Source organism: Nocardia amamiensis NBRC 102102 (genome assembly GCF_001612745.1).
Lineage (GTDB): Bacteria > Actinomycetota > Actinomycetes > Mycobacteriales > Mycobacteriaceae > Nocardia > Nocardia amamiensis.
In genome coordinates this window covers 1-17171 of the sequence record NZ_BDBA01000027.1, presented here as the reverse complement: position 1 = coordinate 17171, position 17171 = coordinate 1, and the positions used below count along the sequence as shown (strand labels likewise).

Annotated in this window: 14 protein-coding genes; 8 read left to right on the top strand and 6 right to left on the bottom strand. The window is 69.0% G+C overall.

Annotation, left to right across the window (positions count from 1 at the left end):
• Together NA4_RS41300 and NA4_RS07655 are read left to right on the top strand one after the other, a co-directional pair.
• Positions 1 to 1270: hypothetical protein (locus NA4_RS41300; protein WP_067466166.1), on the top strand; the 1270-nt coding region annotated here is incomplete at its 5' end.
• A gap of 255 nt (positions 1271 to 1525) precedes the next feature.
• On the top strand, positions 1526 to 3358 hold the full coding sequence (locus NA4_RS07655; protein WP_067466164.1) for a phosphoenolpyruvate carboxykinase (GTP): 1833 nt from the start codon (positions 1526 to 1528) through the stop codon (positions 3356 to 3358).
• 105 nt (positions 3359 to 3463) lie between these two features.
• Here NA4_RS07655 and NA4_RS07650 read toward each other — a convergent pair whose 3' ends face one another.
• Positions 3464 to 4216, bottom strand: a complete 753-nt coding sequence (locus NA4_RS07650) for an HD domain-containing protein (protein ID WP_067466162.1) — start codon at positions 4214 to 4216, stop codon at positions 3464 to 3466.
• Positions 4217 to 4331: 115 nt separating this feature from the next.
• Here NA4_RS07650 and NA4_RS07645 point away from each other — a divergent pair, with 115 nt between their 5' ends.
• The gene (locus tag NA4_RS07645) at positions 4332 to 5282 is read left to right on the top strand and encodes a GlxA family transcriptional regulator (RefSeq protein WP_067466160.1); all 951 of its coding nucleotides are present in this window, start codon (positions 4332 to 4334) and stop codon (positions 5280 to 5282) included.
• A 334-nt stretch (positions 5283 to 5616) separates the two neighbouring features.
• Positions 5617 to 5820, top strand: coding sequence for a hypothetical protein (locus tag NA4_RS07640; protein WP_067466157.1), 204 nt, complete (start codon positions 5617 to 5619; stop codon positions 5818 to 5820).
• Here NA4_RS07640 and NA4_RS07635 read toward each other — a convergent pair whose 3' ends face one another.
• A complete protein-coding gene (locus NA4_RS07635; protein ID WP_067466154.1) occupies positions 5821 to 7266 on the bottom strand; it encodes an aldehyde dehydrogenase in 1446 nt (481 codons plus the stop codon).
• Positions 7267 to 7476: 210 nt separating this feature from the next.
• Here NA4_RS07635 and NA4_RS07630 point away from each other — a divergent pair, with 210 nt between their 5' ends.
• Positions 7477 to 7779, top strand: coding sequence for a hypothetical protein (locus tag NA4_RS07630; protein ID WP_067466151.1), 303 nt, complete (start codon positions 7477 to 7479; stop codon positions 7777 to 7779).
• Between the two features lie 5 nt (positions 7780 to 7784).
• Here NA4_RS07630 and NA4_RS07625 read toward each other — a convergent pair whose 3' ends face one another.
• A complete protein-coding gene (locus tag NA4_RS07625) occupies positions 7785 to 8570 on the bottom strand; it encodes a class I SAM-dependent methyltransferase (protein WP_067466148.1) in 786 nt (261 codons plus the stop codon).
• A 112-nt stretch (positions 8571 to 8682) separates the two neighbouring features.
• Here NA4_RS07625 and NA4_RS07620 point away from each other — a divergent pair, with 112 nt between their 5' ends.
• Entirely contained in the window at positions 8683 to 9855 is a 1173-nt protein-coding gene (locus NA4_RS07620; protein WP_067466147.1) for a glycosyltransferase family 4 protein, read from the top strand.
• 81 nt (positions 9856 to 9936) lie between these two features.
• Here NA4_RS07620 and NA4_RS07615 read toward each other — a convergent pair whose 3' ends face one another.
• Positions 9937 to 11877, bottom strand: coding sequence for an MmpA family trehalose lipid delivery protein (locus tag NA4_RS07615; RefSeq protein WP_373862766.1), 1941 nt, complete (start codon positions 11875 to 11877; stop codon positions 9937 to 9939).
• A 559-nt stretch (positions 11878 to 12436) separates the two neighbouring features.
• Between NA4_RS07615 and NA4_RS07610 the strand changes: the two genes are divergently transcribed.
• Positions 12437 to 13612: a polysaccharide biosynthesis protein gene (locus tag NA4_RS07610; protein WP_245671177.1), complete on the top strand. Its 1176-nt coding sequence runs from the start codon at positions 12437 to 12439 to the stop codon at positions 13610 to 13612.
• A gap of 311 nt (positions 13613 to 13923) precedes the next feature.
• Here the strand turns inward: NA4_RS07610 and pgfA are convergent, their stop codons facing one another.
• Positions 13924 to 15075 carry a cell envelope lipid trafficking protein PgfA gene (gene pgfA, locus NA4_RS07605; protein WP_067466145.1) on the bottom strand — a complete coding sequence of 384 codons (1152 nt, stop codon included), beginning with the start codon at positions 15073 to 15075 and terminating at the stop codon, positions 13924 to 13926.
• A 203-nt stretch (positions 15076 to 15278) separates the two neighbouring features.
• Between pgfA and NA4_RS07600 the strand changes: the two genes are divergently transcribed.
• Entirely contained in the window at positions 15279 to 16463 is a 1185-nt protein-coding gene (locus NA4_RS07600) for an acyltransferase family protein (RefSeq protein ID WP_067466143.1), read from the top strand.
• 12 nt (positions 16464 to 16475) lie between these two features.
• Here the strand turns inward: NA4_RS07600 and NA4_RS07595 are convergent, their stop codons facing one another.
• Positions 16476 to 16880, bottom strand: a complete 405-nt coding sequence (locus NA4_RS07595) for a DinB family protein (RefSeq protein WP_373862767.1) — start codon at positions 16878 to 16880, stop codon at positions 16476 to 16478.
• Positions 16881 to 17171 lie beyond the last annotated feature (291 nt).

Sequence of the window (17171 nt, the reverse complement as noted above, 5' to 3'; positions counted from 1 at the left end):
ATCGCCGCCGCTGGCGCTGATTCTGCTCGACGCGGGCACCACCATCGGCGCGGACCTGCTGGAGATGATCGGCAGGATGCGCGCGGACGGGACGCGCGTTCTGCTCGCCATGAACGGCATCCACGCCTACCAGGACTGGCGTGCGGTGCAGGCCAGGAATCTGGAGCTGCTGGCCGCCCAGGGCGCTGCCGACCTGGCCATCGTGCCGGTCTCGGCGCGGCTGGCCGCCGCGGCCCGCACGGCGGGGGACGCCGGGCTGCTGGATCGCTCCGGCCTCGGCGCCCTGCATGCCCAGCTGGCCGCGGCGGCCTCGGGCGCCGCCGCGGCGACCGGCGACCGGTTGGCCGCGGTCACCGGCCGAGTTCTGGGCGATACGCGTCAGCGAGTGATCGAGCAGGTGGCCGCGCTGCGTTCCGGCGCCGAACTGGCACGGCTGCGTGAGGAACGCGCGGTGCTGCTCGCGGGGCGGGACGGCGGACGCGCCACTGCCATGTCCACCCTGCGCGGGCAGTTGCACCTGGCCCGAGTCGACCTGATGACCGATATCGGCGCGCGGATTCGCACCCTGCACACCGCGGCTCGCGCCGAGTTGGATCGGTTGCGTCCCGCCCAGCTCCGCGGCTATCCCGACCGGCTCCAGCAGGCCGTGACCGAGCTGACCGGCGATGTCGACCGCACCATCGACCACCGCTTGGCCCAACTCGGGGACCGGATCGACGACGGGGACCGCGCTGTGCCACAGCGACGGCGTGATCCGGCGCCGCGGGTGGGCCCGGATCCGGAGCCGAGACACCGGGGTGTCGAAGATCACCTTATGATCGCGCTCGGCGCGTCGGCGGGTGTCGGGCTCGGTCGCCTGTTGGTTGCTCCGCTGTCGCTGGTGCCCGCGCTCGATGTCGCGACCGTCCCAGTCACCCTGCTACTCGGCGGTAGCGTCGCAGCGTGGGTGGTCCGCGCCCGCGGGCAGCTGGCGGATCGAGCGCACATCCGGCAATGGGTGGGCGACGCGTTGGTCAATGTGAAAGCCCAGCTCGAGCAGCGAGTGGCGACCGCGCTGGTGGAAACCGAGACCGTACTGGCCGGTAACGTGGTCCAGGCAAGCACAGCGCGAATGGTGGAAACCGATCGCCGCGTCGCCGAACTGGAGGCAAAGCTGCGCCGGATGGCGGCCGAACAGCCCGGTCAGCTCGCGGCGTGCGAGCGGGATATCCGGATCCTCGACCGCTGGATCTCCCCTGTTGAAACGAACGACCAATTGGGTACACAGTGATGAACCCGATGCCGTACGGGTCGTCACATGGCGTTAACCTCTATTCAGGAACTTGGGCGTTCCGCTGAGTCCTGATCTGCCGCCCGGTGAGGGTGTGCTGACGACCGGTCGGAGCGGGCGCCTTCCCGCCAACGGTGGCGCTGGGTGCATTCGCGCTGGTCATGGGCCTTGCCGTAGCGACTGCTTGCAGGTCGCTCGAAATGGTCAACCCAGGCGGCGAAGCATCGAGTGGCCGCCCATCTCAGGAGAGTTTTCATGACGTCAGCGACCATTCCTGGTCTTCGTGGATCCGACGGCAAGGCGCCGACCGAGCACAGCGAACTACTCGCCTGGGTACAAGAAGTCGCCGAACTCACCCAGCCGGATCGAGTGGTGTGGGCGGACGGCTCGGACGAGGAATGGGACCGGCTGACCGAGCAGCTCGTCGCGGCGGGAACCTTCAAGCGCTTGGACGAGAAGAAGAAGCCGAACTCCTTCCTCGCCCTCTCCGACCCGTCCGACGTGGCCCGGGTGGAGTCCCGCACGTACATCTGTTCCAAGACCGAGGCCGACGCGGGCCCGACCAACAACTGGGTCGACCCCGCCGAGATGCGCGCCACGATGACCGAGCTGTACCGCGGATCGATGAAGGGCCGCACCATGTACGTGGTGCCGTTCTGCATGGGCCCGCTTGGCGCCGATGACCCGAAGCTGGGCGTGGAGATCACCGACTCCGAGTACGTCGTCGTGTCGATGCGCGTGATGACCCGCATGGGCGCCGCCGCGCTGGAGAAGCTGGGCGACGACCGGCCGTTCGTGAAGGCGCTGCACTCCGTGGGCGCGCCGCTGGCCGACGGCCAGGCCGACGTGCCGTGGCCGTGCAACGACACCAAATACATCACCCACTTCCCCGAAGACCGGGAGATCTGGAGCTACGGCTCCGGCTACGGCGGCAACGCGCTGCTCGGCAAGAAGTGCTACTCGCTGCGTATCGCCTCGGCGATGGCCCACGATGAGGGCTGGCTGGCCGAGCACATGCTGATCCTGAAGCTGATCTCCCCGGAGAACAAGGCCTACTACATCGCCGCCGCGTTCCCGAGCGCCTGCGGCAAGACCAACCTCGCGATGATCCAGCCGACTGTGCCGGGCTGGCGCGCGGAGACCCTGGGCGACGACATCGCCTGGATGCGCTTCGGGAAGGACGGCCGCCTGTACGCGGTGAACCCGGAGTACGGCTTCTTCGGCGTCGCACCGGGCACCAACAGCAGCTCCAACCCGAACGCCATGGCCACCATGGAGGCGGGCAACACCGTTTACACCAACGTCGCGATGACCGACAACGGCGACGTGTGGTGGGAGGGCCTGGAGGGCGAGCCCGATCATTTGATCGACTGGAAGGGCAACGACTGGTACCACCGGGAGACCGAGACGCTCGCCGCCCATCCGAACTCGCGGTACTGCACGCCGATGGCGCAGTGCCCGATCCTGGCCCCCGAGTGGGACGACCCGCAGGGCGTGCCGATCTCGGCGATCCTGTTCGGCGGTCGCCGCAAGACCACGGTTCCGCTGGTCACCGAGTCCTTCGACTGGCAGCACGGCGTGTTCATGGGCGCGACGCTGTCCTCCGAGCAGACCGCGGCCGCCGAGGGCAAGGTCGGCACGGTGCGCCGCGACCCGATGGCCATGCTCCCGTTCATGGGCTACCACGTCGGTGACTACCTGGGCCACTGGATCAACGTCGGCAAGAACGCCGACGCCGCCAAGCTGCCGAAGATCTTCTACGTCAACTGGTTCCGCCGCGGCGACGACGGCCGCTTCCTGTGGCCCGGCTTCGGGGAGAACTCCCGCGTGCTGGAGTGGATCATCGGGCGTATCGAGGGTTCCGCCGAGGCGGAGGCGACCGCGATCGGCAACGTGCCGACCGCCGCGCAGCTCGACTTGGAAGGGCTGGACGCCGATCCCAAGGATGTCGACGAGGCGCTCGCGGTGAACGCCGACGAGTGGCGCAAAGAGATCCCGCTGATCGAAGAGTGGTTCGAGTTCGTCGGTGACAAGCTGCCTTCCGGCGTGCGCGACGAGTTCGAGGCGCTGAAGCAGCGTCTGGGCTGACACTCCACCAAAAGTAGCACCGCCCGCACTATCTGGCCGATGGTGCGGGCGTTTTGCTTGTGCGCCAAGCCTTTTCTCGCTTCCGAAGGCTGCGCTCGGGCGGCGCTATTCGTCGAACGGCGCCATCCGGATCATCGTCAGGAAGCCTGCGCTGTTGAGCCAGCGCACCCTGCCCTCCGGCACGGCCTTCGCCTCCGCTTCGAAAGCGGCGATCACGTGCCGTTTGAGGTGCTGACGCGGATGCCGTCGCAGCAGGTCGGCGACCCAGTCCCGGTCCAGTTCCGCCAGCCTCGCACCGATCACGTCCACGGAGGCGCCCGCGGAGACGAAGCCGCCCGGGTCGTTGAGATCGTCGGCGACGCCGGGCGTGATGTGGGCGGCGATGGCCGCGCCGATCGCTTCGGCGCGTGCGGGGTCGGCGCCCGCTTCCCGGGCGAACGCGGCGGCACGCTCTGCGCCGGTCACCGCGAAACACCGTCCCGGCGTGGGGTGTTCGAGCTGGAGGTCGTGCAGCAAGCACGAGACATAGACGAGTTCGTCGTCGTAGGTGGCGCCCTCGAGGTCGGCCAGGACCCGCCCGAAGTAGTAGGTGCGCAGCGAATGATGCAGTACGTGGGGGGAAAGCGATTCGCGCGCTTCGGTTTCCGCCGCCACGGCCAGCGCGGAGTCGGGCAGCCGCAGACCGGCGAAGTCCAGTTTGCCGCGTCCGCGCCGACCCAGCGCGAGCCGGACCCGGTTGGGCACCGTGGCGGGCAGTGTTCGCGCGGTCTCGACGGCCAGCCTGCGGCGTTGCTCCTTGGTCAGCGCGCCACCGGTGCGGGTGGCCCATTCCCAGTCGATGCCCGTCGGTGCGGCCACGGCGTTCTCCTTCGTCGTCGAAACTCGCTGCGCGCTTCAGTCAAGCGCGCGCCAGGGCCCGCGACGAGTGGCGGAAATGACAGTAATGCTCGGATTCATGTCAAACTGGTCCGTGATGAAGAACGTGGTCGCGCTCGCGCTGGACGGCGTCATGGCCTTCGACCTGGCCTCCGCCGTGCAGGCGTTCCGGCATGGACCGGGTAAGACCGGCGAGCCGCGCGGATTCCAGATGCGCACGTGCGGGCTGCGCCCGGGGCCGGTGTGGACGCCCAACGGCTTCGAATTGCGGGTGGAGCACGGGCTCGAGGTGCTCGCGGAGGCCGAGATCGTCGTCGTCCCCGGGATCGGCATTCCGACACTGCCGACGCCACGGGAGGCGCTCACCGCGCTGCGCGAGGCGGCGGAACGCGGCGCGACGCTGGTGAGCATCTGCGTCGGCGCGTTCATCCTCGCCGAGGCGGGCCTGCTGGACGGGCGGCCCGCCACGACGCACTGGGCCTATTGCGACGAGTTCGCCGAGCTGTATCCCGCGGTGAAGTTGGATCCGACGGCGCTGTATGTGGACGACGGTGACGTGCTCACGTCGGCGGGCCTCTCGGCAGGCCTCGACCTGTGTCTGCATATCGTCCGCAGGGAGCTCGGCGCGCATGCGGCCGCTGAGCTGGCCAGGTGGAACGTCACTCCGCCGCACCGGGAAGGTGGTCAGGCGCAATACATTCCGGATGGGCCCGGCGTTCGCGGTGGCGATGGCGGCCTCGCCGCCACGCTGGCCTGGGCCGTCGCCGAACCGGCTGCGGCAGTGGATGTTTCGGCGCTTGCCGCGCACGCGCTGATGAGCGAGCGCACGTTCATCCGCCGGTTCAAGGCGGAGGTGGGCACCACGCCGCGACGCTGGCTCGATGCGCAGCGCACCGCGCGTGCTCGCGAGCTACTGGAAACTACTCGTTTGCCGGTCGAAGTCGTCGCGGCCAAGGCGGGATTCGGCAGCGTCACCGCCCTGCGGGTGCATCTGCGCGCGGCGACGGGAGCCGCCCCGGCCGCGTATCGCCGATCGCTGGGTCGGTGATCAGCGTCCACGTCGCGGCTATGCGTGAATAACGTTGTGGCCCAGTCGTATCAGACAGCCACATGGAAAAGGCGTTGGCGCGCAATATGTCACCGCCGGACGTAGGACGCTGAATTCACACGTCCCAGTGCGTTTATCTACCGGCGCAATGGGGTATAAGTCTTGTCGAGAGATCTTATGTCGTCATAGCTTATGCTGGACGTGTTGTTCCCGCTACCTGCACCAGTCTGATTACTGGCGGTTAACTGATCGACTGACCTACTTCCCTATCGACAAACGGACCCGCGATCCCCGCGGTGCACGGCGAGATCGAGGCGCGAGAGGCGGTTGGAGCATGGCCGATCTGGAAACGACGGCGTCCATTCCCCGGATGGGTGCCGAATTCGCGTTCGCGACCGCGAGCACCCCGCTGCGCCGCGCCGCGGGACGGCTGCGGTCGGTGCTGCCGCCAGGATGGCGCGTCGAGGTCGTCGACGCGCCGACCAGGCTGTACGGCGACCGAGCGCCCATTCTCCGGGTGGTCATGCCACCGGACTGATCACCCGGTCCAGCCGAGCGGCATGAGCAGCGACTTCTGCTCGCAGAACGAGTCGAGGCCCTCCGGGCCGTTCTCCCGTCCGAGCCCGGAGGCCTTGTAGCCGCCGAACGGCGAGGTCGGGTCGAATGCGTACCAATTGATTGCGTAGGTGCCGGTGCGCACCCGCGCCGCGATCTCGGCACCGTGCTCGATGTCGGTGGTCCAGACCGAACCCGCGAGGCCGTAGACCGAGTCGTTGGCGATCGCCACGGCCTCGTCCTCGGTCTCGTACGGGATGACCGACAGTACGGGGCCGAAGATCTCCTCCTGGGCGATGGTGGACTTGTTGTCCACGTCGGCGAAGATCGTCGGCTCGACGAACCAGCCGCGATCCAGCCCCTCCGGCCGGCCGCCGCCGAGCACCAGCCGCGCGCCCTCGGCCTTGCCTTTGGCGATGTATCCCTCCACCCGGTCGCGCTGGCGTTCGGAGATCAGCGGGCCCAACTGCACGGTGGGGTCGCTCGGGTCGCCGACTTTCATCGTCCGCACATGGTCGACCAGCGCGTCGAGGATTTCGTCGTACCGGCTGCGCGGGGCGAGAATGCGCGTCTGCGCGACGCAGCCCTGGCCGCTGTTCATCAGGCCGGAGAACGCGAGCACCGGGATGCCGGCCGCGAGGTCCATGTCGGGCAAGAGAATTGCCGCGGACTTGCCGCCCAGCTCGAGCGAGACGCTCTTGAGCTGTCCGGTGGCGATCGCGCCGATCTTCCTGCCGACCGCGGTGCTCCCGGTGAAGGTCAGCTTGTCCACGCCGGGGTGGGAGACCAGGTACTCGGCCACGTCGGGCTCGGCGGGCAGCACCGAGAGCACGCCTTCGGGCAGCCCGGCCTCAGTGCAGATATCCGCGACCAGATTGGCCGTGATCGGCGTCAGCGGGGCGGGCTTCAGCACCACGGTGCAACCGGCCAACAGGGCCGGAGCGAGCTTGTTGGCAGCGAGGAACAGCGGGACGTTCCATGCGGTGATCGCCGCGACGACGCCGCGCGGCTCGCGGGTTACCCGCGTGGTGCCGAACCCGCCGACCCGCGTTTCCCGCCAGGGGAAGGACTCGGCCAGGGCGGCGTAGGCGTCCAGTGCGGCGACCGCGGGGATCTGGTTGAGCGTCATTGCGATCATCTGCGGCGCGCCGACCTCGGCGGTCAGCGCGGCGAGCAGGTCTGCGGAACGCTGCTCGATCAGCCGTGCGGCCCTGGTGAGCACCGCGGCACGTTCCTGCGGCGGCGTGGCGGGCCACGGGCCGTGGTCGAACGCGTGCCTCGCCGCGGCGACCGCGGCGTCGACGTCGGCCCGGCTCACCGCGGGTACGCTGCCCACCGGCTCGACCGTGGCCGGCGAGATGACCTGGACGCGCTCGGCGGTGGCTGGCGCGGTCCAGCGGCCGCCGATGAACAAGCTGTCGTAATGCATGAGAACACGTTACAGTTTTGCCTCGGTTTTGTCTGTAACCTGTTCTAATTTCACCGCGGCTCGCCACCCTTGTGAGTGTGAATTCCGACCTCTCGGTTCGCTTTTCGCCGAACGCACTATTGCGTTCTGTTGCTGGAGCGGTCATGCTGTAGCGACAGATCAGCTCGCTCCATTCACCCAACCGTTACCGCAAATTGGGGAGTCCGAGTCATGGCGGTGCAAGTGATCGGCCGGTCGCTGATGACCAGTGATCAAACCGAGCATCAGGCGAAGAGCGTCGGCAGCGGAGGGTGGGTGGTCTCCTTCCTACCCGGCCGCACCTTGACAATCGAGCAGGCTACCGCGGCTATGCAGGCCGCAGAGGCTGTCGCCGCAGTCGGGATGCTAGCCGACCTGGTCGGTCTGACCACGCTGGAGACCGTCGGATTGGCGATCCGGGAATCGCCGTGGAGCGAGCCCGTGCACGCGCCGTGCGGCAGGCGGCACTGGCGTCGCGGATGGCTCGAGGCTTAGTTCAGCTAACTCTTAGTTGCCACAACGACCAGATTGCTCACAAGTAACTCCCGCACCAATGGTATCCGCACCAGCCACCAGGCCCAGCGCGGGTGGTACCGCGGGAAGACCGTCCGTACTTCGGCCGGAGTGCCTGCCGCCCAGCGCAATCCATCCGCGGCGCGCACCGCGAACAGCGACCTGCCGAACCGGTTCTTGGGTTCCCGCCCGTGCTTGCGCCGATACCGGCGCGCGGCGTATTCACCACCGAGGTAGTGCCACGGCCCGGTCTCATGCCCGCCGAACGGGCCGTGCCACACCGTGTACGAGAGCACGATGAGTCCGCCTGGCCTGGTCACCCGCACCATCTCGTCGGCCATCACCCACGGCTTTGCGACGTGCTCGGCGACGTTCGACGAGAAGCAGATGTCGACCGCGCCGTCGCGGAACGGCAGCGCCATCCCCGACCCGCGGACGGCACCGGCCACCGAAAGGCCCGCCGCGTGCATTTCCGACGGGTCCGGCTCCACCGGAATGTAGCGCGCGCCGGTGCGGAGGAACTCGTCCGCGAAGTAGCCCGGTCCGCCGCCCACGTCGAGAATCGTCGCGCCGTCCAGCGACCGGCCCGTGAGGTCGGCATAGAAGTCGGCGATCATGGCCGCGCTGTCGGCGGCCAGGCCGCCGTAGAACAGCGCTGGATCGGTCTGCTCGAACCGGAAACTGCCGAGCAGCCGCAGCGACCGGCGGAACGTCGCCCGCCTGGCGAACCGGGGCGAGCTGCTTCGTACGGGCGGGTTCTCGGCTTTGAGCACGGCGCCGAGTTTTCCATAGCCCCGATGCCGGGCATGCTCGACGGGTGCTCGGTTAGGGTGTAGCGCGATATCCGACGTTCCCACCGGGACCACCGACCGAGAGAAGCTCCACGTGCGCGAAGTCCTCCTGCTCTGCTGGCGCGACACCGGGCACCCGCAGGGGGGCGGCAGCGAGCGGTACCTCGAGCAGGTCGGCGCACAGTTGACCGCCCGCGGGATCAAGGTCACCTTGCGCACGGCGGGCTACCCGGGGGCGCCGCGGCGGGAACGAATCGACGGCATCGACGTCAGCCGGGCCGGCGGACGCTACACGGTGTATCCGCGGGCGCTGGCCGCCCTCCTGCTCGCGCGGATCGGCCTCGGCCCGCTGCGCGGCGTGCGCCCGGACGCGGTGATCGATACCCAGAACGGCATTCCCTTCTTCGCCGGCGTCGTCACCCGGGCGCCGTCGGTGGTGCTGGTGCACCACGGCCACCGCGAGCAGTGGCCGGTTGCCGGTCGGCTGGTCGGCCGGATCGGCTGGTGGATCGAGTCCCGGCTGTCGCCGCGCGTGCACCGGGACAATCAGTATCTGACCGTGTCCCTGCCTTCGGCCGAGGAGCTGGCCGCGCTCGGTGTGGACAATTCGCGAATCGCGGTGGTTCGCAATGGAGCTGAACCGGTTCCAGCCGACGCCCCGACGGGGGCCGCGGAAACGCGGACCGACGAGCCCACCGTCGTGGTGCTCTCCCGCCTGGTGCCGCACAAGCAGATCGAGGACGCGCTCGCCGCCGTCGCCCGGCTGCGCGACCGCATTCCGCGGCTGCGCCTCGACGTGATCGGCGACGGCTGGTGGGCGGACAATTTGAAGGACAATGCCCGCGAGCTCGGCATCGCCGACGCCGTCACCTTCCACGGCCACGTGGACGAACGCCGCAAACACGAACTGCTCGCCAGAGCGTGGGTGCACGTGCTGCCTTCGCGCAAGGAGGGGTGGGGACTCGCGGTGATCGAGGCGGCCCAGCACGGTGTGCCGACCGTCGGCTACCGGAGTTCGCGCGGTCTGACCGATTCCATCGTCGACGGAGCCACCGGCGTCCTGGTGGACGATGTCGCGCAATTGGCCGACGCCGTCGGCGAGCTGCTGGACGATCCTGCGGCGCGGACCGTCATGGGCGAGAAGGCCCGCTCCCGTGCCCGCGAATTCTCCTGGGAGCAAACCGGAAACGGAGTCTACGAGGTGCTGGCGGCCGCTGCCCGTGGTGAACACACGGCAGGTTTGATCGCGCCGCGGCCGGTCGACTGATCCCGTTCTTCCAGCTGAGCGCTGGGTAGGCCAGCCACCACCGCAAGGTTCCCGGGCTCCGAGTAGAGGTGCCGACCGCGGTTACCGCCGCATTCTCGCCCGGGATCGTGCACGCACACCGAGAACGACGAGTGGTCCGGCGACAAGCATTGCGCCCCAGAGCGAATGGGCTGCATAGGCGAATGCGCGCTGTTGTGTCGTCGACCCGCGTCGCTCGATGACGCCGGGAACGCGATAGAGCGCGAGATCGGCGTCCTCGTAGGTCGGCTCGAGCTGGGCGAGCGTGGCCGCCGATCGGCCGAGTGGGCCGGGGGTTGTTCGTTCGACGAGCACCCAGCCGACGCCGAGGCGCGCCAGATCCACGGCCGGACCGCCGTGCAGCAGAAGGGTTTCGACCTGCCTGGCGCGGGCTCCTTCACCGGACACGGTACGGCCGCGCACCGGGAGCTCACCGGTTTGCAAGACGTCGCCGGGCAGTATGCGCGGCGCCGGGTCCAGTACCGGCGCAGCGCCGCTGTAGGGAAACTTGCGGAACATCCCGCCCGGCAGTACCGCGATGTCGGTGGAATCGTCGACGCGTTCCGCGACCCGCTGCCACCCGTCCGGATACCGCACGGCTCGAACCGCTCCGCCGACTCCCCATGCGAGGTCGTAGAGCGGCAGCACGAGGAGGACGACGAATAGTGCTGCGACAGTGGATGTTACGGCTCGAGAAGTCGAGACGGGTTGGTCTGCTGCCGCGGGCTGCCGGGGCGCGGAGAAACGCCGGGCCAGGACGCCGCATCCGGCCGCGGCGCACAGCGCATAGGCGGGCATGGCCAACGCCACGTACTTCTGCGTGTCGCGCAGCAGACCCGCGCCGGGCATGTGAGCGACCAGCCACTCCAGCGCCTGCATGCCCCACGGCGTCGCGCCGAGCGCGGGAAACAGGACCGCGACCGCTGCGAGTAGCAGCAACACGCGGCGGATGTGGCGACCGTCCGGGTCGCCATTGCCCGTCGCGACAGCACGCACACCCAGCGCGACGATCGCGAGCAGCGCGACGGTGCTGATCGCGGCGAGCGGCGTGGTGCGCGAGTCCGGCACGGCCGCGGCGTTCCAGATCCCGCCCAGCCCGGCCAAGCTGCCCAGCGTGCCGAGCCCTGGTTCGGCACGCGCGGCGAAGGCGGCGATACCTGCGGGGTCGGAGGGTTCGCCGCCCGCGCCGGATAGCGCGGTTGCGGTCAGCCACGGCGCCGACGCGGCCACCCAGAGGGCGACTGTCGCGGGCAGTTGCCGTACCCGGACGAGGGCGAGTGCGGTGCAGCCCGCCAAGAGCGCGCCGGTCGGTGTGAGGCCGGCGGCGGCCAGGGATCCCGCCAGCGCCGCCCACGCGGACGCCGTTCGGCTATGTGCGGCCGCGATCTGCCGAAGACCTCGGCGTTGTCCCGCCGCGCGGATTGACGTGGTGCCGCGCAGACGCCCGGTTCCGGCTGATCGAGCACTGCCCGGAAGCTCTGGTCTATCGGGTGTCGAGGTGGGTTCCGGCGACTCCAGAGTGTCGGCTGGTTGCTGCACCACGACAGCGCATCGGAGGCGATAGGCAGCCAGCACCGTCCACAGTAGGGCGGCATAGCCAGTGAGCAGGCTCCAGTGGCCCTGCAAAAGGCGCTCGGCCACGTAGGGGTTCCACAGCGCGACCGTGGCGGCGACCAGCTGTGCGCCGAGCGGCGCACGCAGCAGTTCACGTACGAGCACCACGCCCCCGTACGCTGCGGCCCACAGCGCGAGGACCAGGATCGCCTTGACGATCAGACCGCCGTCCACGAGCGCCGACGCCGCGGCGAGCAATGCGTCCTGCGGCACCGCCCGCGGCGCCGCATCGCCCAACCCGAGCGCCGAGTCGGTCGGGTAGCTGCGCGGCGTGCTCACCGCGTCCCGCAAGAGCAGATACCCGGGCCTCAGCAGCGGTCCGGCCACGAGCAGCGCCATCGCCGCGCTGTATCCCGCGGCCACCACTCGATCCCGACGGCTCACATCCACGCCTGAGCACTGTACGTCCCGAACACCGCAGGGGCGGAGCCGAGAGGAGACGAGGATGCTCGAGTTGTCAGTCAGGCGGATCCTCGCGCGGGTCCGCCTTGTAAGTACTCAGGCCGTACCGGCCGGGAGTGGTGCGTTCACGTTGTCGCCTCGCACATGCGGGAGTTTCGTTGGCTGCACAGCGTCGAGCCGCGCGCTCGACGCCGGACACGCGATAGGGATCGGAGTCCTCGCACGTCGGCTCTAGCTGGCGTACTAGGCCCCCGACCTCACACTGTATTGTGTGCCGAGCGTCATCTGGAGCGGTGCGGTGAACGACAGTGCAACCAGCCGCCCTCGCGCTACGAGTGGCTTGCGACAACATGACAACTGATTTCGTGAGCACACGGGTAATTCACCGGGTACGCCCAGAACAAGAGCGGAACCCGACGTAGGACCTGAACGCAAATCTTGCGTGACCCGACTGGTACGGCCTGGAGACTCGGAGAGGCGGGGGAGCGTGTCTGCTGTCCGTCGGTTTCTCGTGGTAGCGGATCTGACGTGGGTGACGGCCGGGGCGATGACCGCCAACGTGGCCGGGTACCTGCTGCAGCTGCTCGCCGGACGGTGGCTGGGCGTTACCGGGTACAGCGAGTTCGCGAGTCTGCTTGCGGTGCAGTTGCTGTGCGCGGTGCCGGCGCTGGCATTGCAGAACGTGGTGGCCCGCGAGCTGGTCCGGGGTGCCGGTGTAGCGGCGCTGCGCGGGTTGCAATGGCGGTGCGCGCTGATCGTCGCCGTGGTGGCGGCGGTGTTGGTGCCGCTGGTCTCTCTCACGCTGAACGTCGGGATAGCCGCCACCGCGGCGGCACTGGGTGCCGCGCCGGCGCTGGTGCTCTTGTCCGGCGAGCAGGGGGTCCTGCAAGGCAGTAAGCGGTTCCGGGCGTTGGGTGTGGTGCTCGGCGCGGCGGGAATCGCCCGGGTCGCGCCCGCGCTGGTGGTTCTGGCGCTGAGCGGCGGTGCGACGCTCGCACTGTGGGCTGCTGCCTGCGGGATCGCGGCGGCGGCGCTGCTGGCCAGGATGGTGGCCGGTTCGCCGTCCGAGCCGGTCCGGACCGGAATCGAGCCGGGCGAGATCGCGGCGGCCACGGGAGTGCTGCCGGTTCTGCGGGCCGCCCAGGTGCAAGCGGCGCTGATGGCGCTGCAGTCGGCGGACTTGATCGTGGTGCGGATCGTGCTCGACGACGTAGATGCCAGCCGCTACGCCCTCGGCACCATCGCCACCAAGATCGCGTTCTGGCTGCCGCAAGCGGTCGGCGTCGTGCTGTATCCGCGGATGGCCCAGCCGACGCAGTCGGCGGGCGCGATCCGGGCCGCGCTGGCGGTGCTCAGCGGAATCGGTCTCGTCGCGGTGCTCGGGGCCGTGCTCGCCGCCCCGCTGGCCCCGCTGCTCGCGGGCGAGGACTATGCCCCGATTCAAGGCCTGCTGTGGCTGTTCGCGCTGCACGGAGCACTGCTGGCCGTACTGCAAGGAGCAGTTCTCTCGGCCATCGCCGTCGACCGCACCTCGCTCGCGCTGGTCACCTGGCTGGGACTGGCCATCGAAGTCACGTTGATGCTGACTCTGGCTCGCACAGTCCCGGCCCTGATCACCACGGCCGTGTCCGTCGCGGCCACTACCACTCTGCTGGTCGCCGTCATCGTCCTGCGGGCGGCCACGAGCGCGACACGCCCGGAGCCACTGCGCCCGGTTGGTTGACGCACCAGCGCCCACGACGTGCCCTCGACCCCTTCTGGTCATCGTCATTCTGTTGCGCACGGCCGCCCGCACGACACGCCCCGAGGCGCTGCGCTCGGTCGGTTGACGGGCACCTACCTGGGACCGAGCCATGATCACCGCGGCACACATCCTGGTCTATGCGGATGATCCAGACGCGGCCCGCGCGTTCTTCCGCGATGTCCTCAGGTGGCCGAACGTCGACGCCAACGGCGGCTGGGCCCGACCCTGCGAACGAATTCGGCTCCCCAGCCGGAAGGCGGGGGAGCCGAATTCAGTGGTGCGCAGCCGGATCAGGGTTGTTTGTTGATCCGGATCTGCTCAGTGGGGGCGTCCTCGCCGCCGCGACCGACCGCACCCCGAGGGGCGGGGCCGCCCGGCCGCTGACCCGGGGCGCCGCCGGAGCGTGCGCGCGCCGGGGCGGGCCCGCCGCGGACACCGAGGAACACGCCTGCGATCAGCGCGATCACACCGAGGACGCCGAGGACGATCGGCATGACCCGGCCGTACAGCGCCAGCTTGTCGATGTTCTCCTTCGCCACCGAGGCCTGCGACTCGACGGTGTTCTCGTCGAACACCAGGTGCGACTTCAGTGCGGTGACCTCGGGCTTGTCCGCGGTGCGCGAGTAGTACAGGTGCAGCGCCTCGCCGCCCTTGACCACCGTGCCGGTCTGCGGCTCGACCCACAGGTCACGGGTGTTGGTGTAGTACCGGTACATGGTCACCGGCTCCTCGCCGCCCTCGACGCCCCACTTGGCGGCGGGCAGGCTGAGCCGGTTGGTCGGCGACTGGACCACCTCGTTCAAGTTGGTGGCGGGCACCGACATCTGGAAGTGGTAGACCTTCAGGTTGTTGATCTCGGTCTCTTCGACGAAGTTGGCGTCGAAGGTCTTGCGCACGTTGAGATCGAAGTACGGGTAGGTCTTCTTCTCGGTGCCGATCGGGAACCGGTACTGCAGGCCGGTGTGCTGCACCGGGTCGGCGATGCTCTCGCCTTCCTTGGTGGTGGTGACCGCGATGGAGCCGTTGGGCTCGGTGGAGACCGGCATGCCGGTCACCCGGTCGATGGTCACCCGGTCGATGACCGCGGTCAGCAGGCCGGTGTCGCCCTGCTTGTCGATGCGCCGCAGCGTCTGGCCCGCCTGCACCGTCATCTGCTCGGCATCGGCCGGGTCCTCGACGGTGAGGAACCGCTGCGAGACGAGCGGGACGTTGGTGTCGACTTTGGCGGAACCCTCCGGCGCGGTCAGCGACCTGGAGTCCAGCACTAGACTGTCCTCACCCGGCTGATTCGTCGCGATCGTGGTGATCTCCAGATCGAGGGGAGTCTTCGCCACCTTGTCGACGGTGTAGGTCGGGATCATCAGTGCGGCGACGATCAGCAGCGCGCCGAGACCCACCAGCAGGCAGGCCACCGTCCTTCTGGTACCGGCACTCAGTGCCATGCAAACTCTCCTCGTCGTAGAACACAGGCCGTTCCGGCGAGCACTGCGGGCAGCCCGCGGCACTCGTGAGCCCCGACACTAACAGCACGATGTCGTACCATGCGGCGTCGAGGCCGGAAACGGCCGAGAAATCGCCCGAGTTTAGCGCGAAATCTGAAACGTCGGGTTATCAACTGTGAATTCGCGAGGCAGACTGGAGCCTGATGACCGCGACGCTGCCCACTACCGCACCGGCCACCGAACGGGTGCGCCCACGGGCGTTCGTTTCCGCGCTGGAAGGCATGCGCGGAATGGCCGCTCTCGGCGTGCTGCTGACCCATGTCGCCTTCCAGACCGGAGCCTCGGGCACGCCGGTCATCGGGCGGGTGTGGGGACGGTTCGACATGGCGGTCGCGGTGTTCTTCGCGCTGTCCGGATTCCTGCTCTGGCGTCCGCACGCCGCGGCTGCGCGCGGGCTCGACACCGCACCGCCAACCGGCTACTACCTGCGACATCGCGCCGCACGCATCTTGCCCGCCTACTGGGTCGTGGTGTGTGTGGTCCTGGTGCTGCTGCCCAGTGCGGCGGGGACCGCGGGACTGCGGGTGTGGGTGTCGAACCTGGCGCTGCTGCAGGTGTTCGTGCCGCTGACGCTGACCGACGGGCTGACTCAGATGTGGAGTCTCTCGGTCGAGGTGGCCTTCTATCTGGTGTTGCCGTTGCTGGCCTTCGCGCTGGTTCGATTGCGCGGCCCTGCGGCGCGCTGGCGGATCCCCGTGCTGCTCGCCACCGCCCTGATCAGTCTCGGTTGGAACTTCATTCCGGTGCCGACGCCGGACGCCATCCATTCCGACAACTGGCTGCCCGGATATTTGCCGTGGTTCGCCGCGGGCATGCTGCTCGCCGAACTCGCCGACCATAGCATTCGGCTATCACGGTGGTGGAAGGTCGCCGGGAACCAGCCGTTGATGTGGACGGTCGCGACCGTCGCCTTTCTGCTCGCCGCGACCGATCTCGCCGGACCGGCCGGGCTGACCAGAGCCGAACCCTGGCAGTACGTGGTGAAGATGGGCTTGGGCGCGATCCTCGGCTTCACCTTGCTCGCGCCGCTGGTGCTGCGGGACCCGGCGGCGCGGCCGCACCGCTGGCTGGAGTCGCCGGTGGCCGCGACGCTCGGACGCTGGTCCTACGGCATCTTCATCTGGCACCTGGCGGTGCTGACGATCGTGTTCCCGGTGTTCGGCATCCTGCCCTTCTCCGGAGACTTCCTCTACGTCCTCGTGCTCACCATCGGCATCACCCTTCCGGTGGCTGCCGCCAGCTACGCCCTGGTCGAGGAGCCGGTGCGGCGCTGGGTCCGCAAGCGGGACCGGGTGAAGCGCGACGAACAGCCGCAGCCCGCGCCCTGATCCGCGGCTGTGTCAGCCGTCCAGTTGCCGGTGCATGTCCAGCAGGTGGTGGCGCAGTTCGTGCAAGGTGTGCAGCGCGAGCCAACGCAGCGAGCGATCCGCGGGCTCGGGATAGGGGAAGCTCAGGGTGCGTTCCCAGTCCTCGTCGCCGAGTCGCTCGAGCACATTGGCGAACAGCAGCGCGGCGTCGCGGATCTGGCGGGCCACGTCCGCGGGAGCCTGCTCCGCGTAGCCTTCGTGCTCGACCCGCTCCTCCCGGCCCATCGGCGTGGCGACCGGATTGTCCGAGCGGCGCGCGGCGAGCACACGCTCACGCTGGGCCAGTAGCACATCCCGCACGTGGCAGGCGTATTCCAGCGGCGACCACATCTCGGGTTTGCCGCGCTGCCGCAACTTGCCGATATCCGCGCCGAGCAGGTCCGCGTACTCCACTGCGTGTTCCCGCGCCAGCGACGGCACCTCAGCCGCCGAAGCCAAGTCGTAGACGAAACCGCATTCGGCACAGGTGTTCACGCGTGGTCACGTTAGCAACGACTGGTGTTGCGGCGCACGGTGAATCGGCGCCTTCGCCAGCGGAGGCCCGCCATTGAGCCTGCGGCAATGGCAGTGGCTTCCATCGCGGTGCGGTGCGATCTCGACCGGAGTCCGCGACACGCGGCAGGCGTCCGCCAGCGGCGCGTGGTTGCCCCGCGCCGAACGCCAGGGGCG

What these genes read in the sequence shown, in the direction of transcription:
- NA4_RS07640 (WP_067466157.1), top strand. Translation starts at nt 5,617, where the DNA reads ATGGCCGATCTGGAAACGACGGCGTCCATTCCCCGGATGGGTGCCGAA.
- NA4_RS07645 (WP_067466160.1), top strand. Translation starts at nt 4,332, where the DNA reads ATGAAGAACGTGGTCGCGCTCGCGCTGGACGGCGTCATGGCCTTCGAC.
- NA4_RS07630 (WP_067466151.1), top strand. Translation starts at nt 7,477, where the DNA reads ATGGCGGTGCAAGTGATCGGCCGGTCGCTGATGACCAGTGATCAAACC.
- NA4_RS07600 (WP_067466143.1), top strand. Translation starts at nt 15,279, where the DNA reads ATGACCGCGACGCTGCCCACTACCGCACCGGCCACCGAACGGGTGCGC.
- NA4_RS07635 (WP_067466154.1), bottom strand. Translation starts at nt 7,266, where the DNA reads ATGCATTACGACAGCTTGTTCATCGGCGGCCGCTGGACCGCGCCAGCC.
- NA4_RS07610 (WP_245671177.1), top strand. Translation starts at nt 12,437, where the DNA reads ATGACCGCCAACGTGGCCGGGTACCTGCTGCAGCTGCTCGCCGGACGG.
- pgfA (WP_067466145.1), bottom strand. Translation starts at nt 15,075, where the DNA reads ATGGCACTGAGTGCCGGTACCAGAAGGACGGTGGCCTGCCTGCTGGTG.
- NA4_RS07655 (WP_067466164.1), top strand. Translation starts at nt 1,526, where the DNA reads ATGACGTCAGCGACCATTCCTGGTCTTCGTGGATCCGACGGCAAGGCG.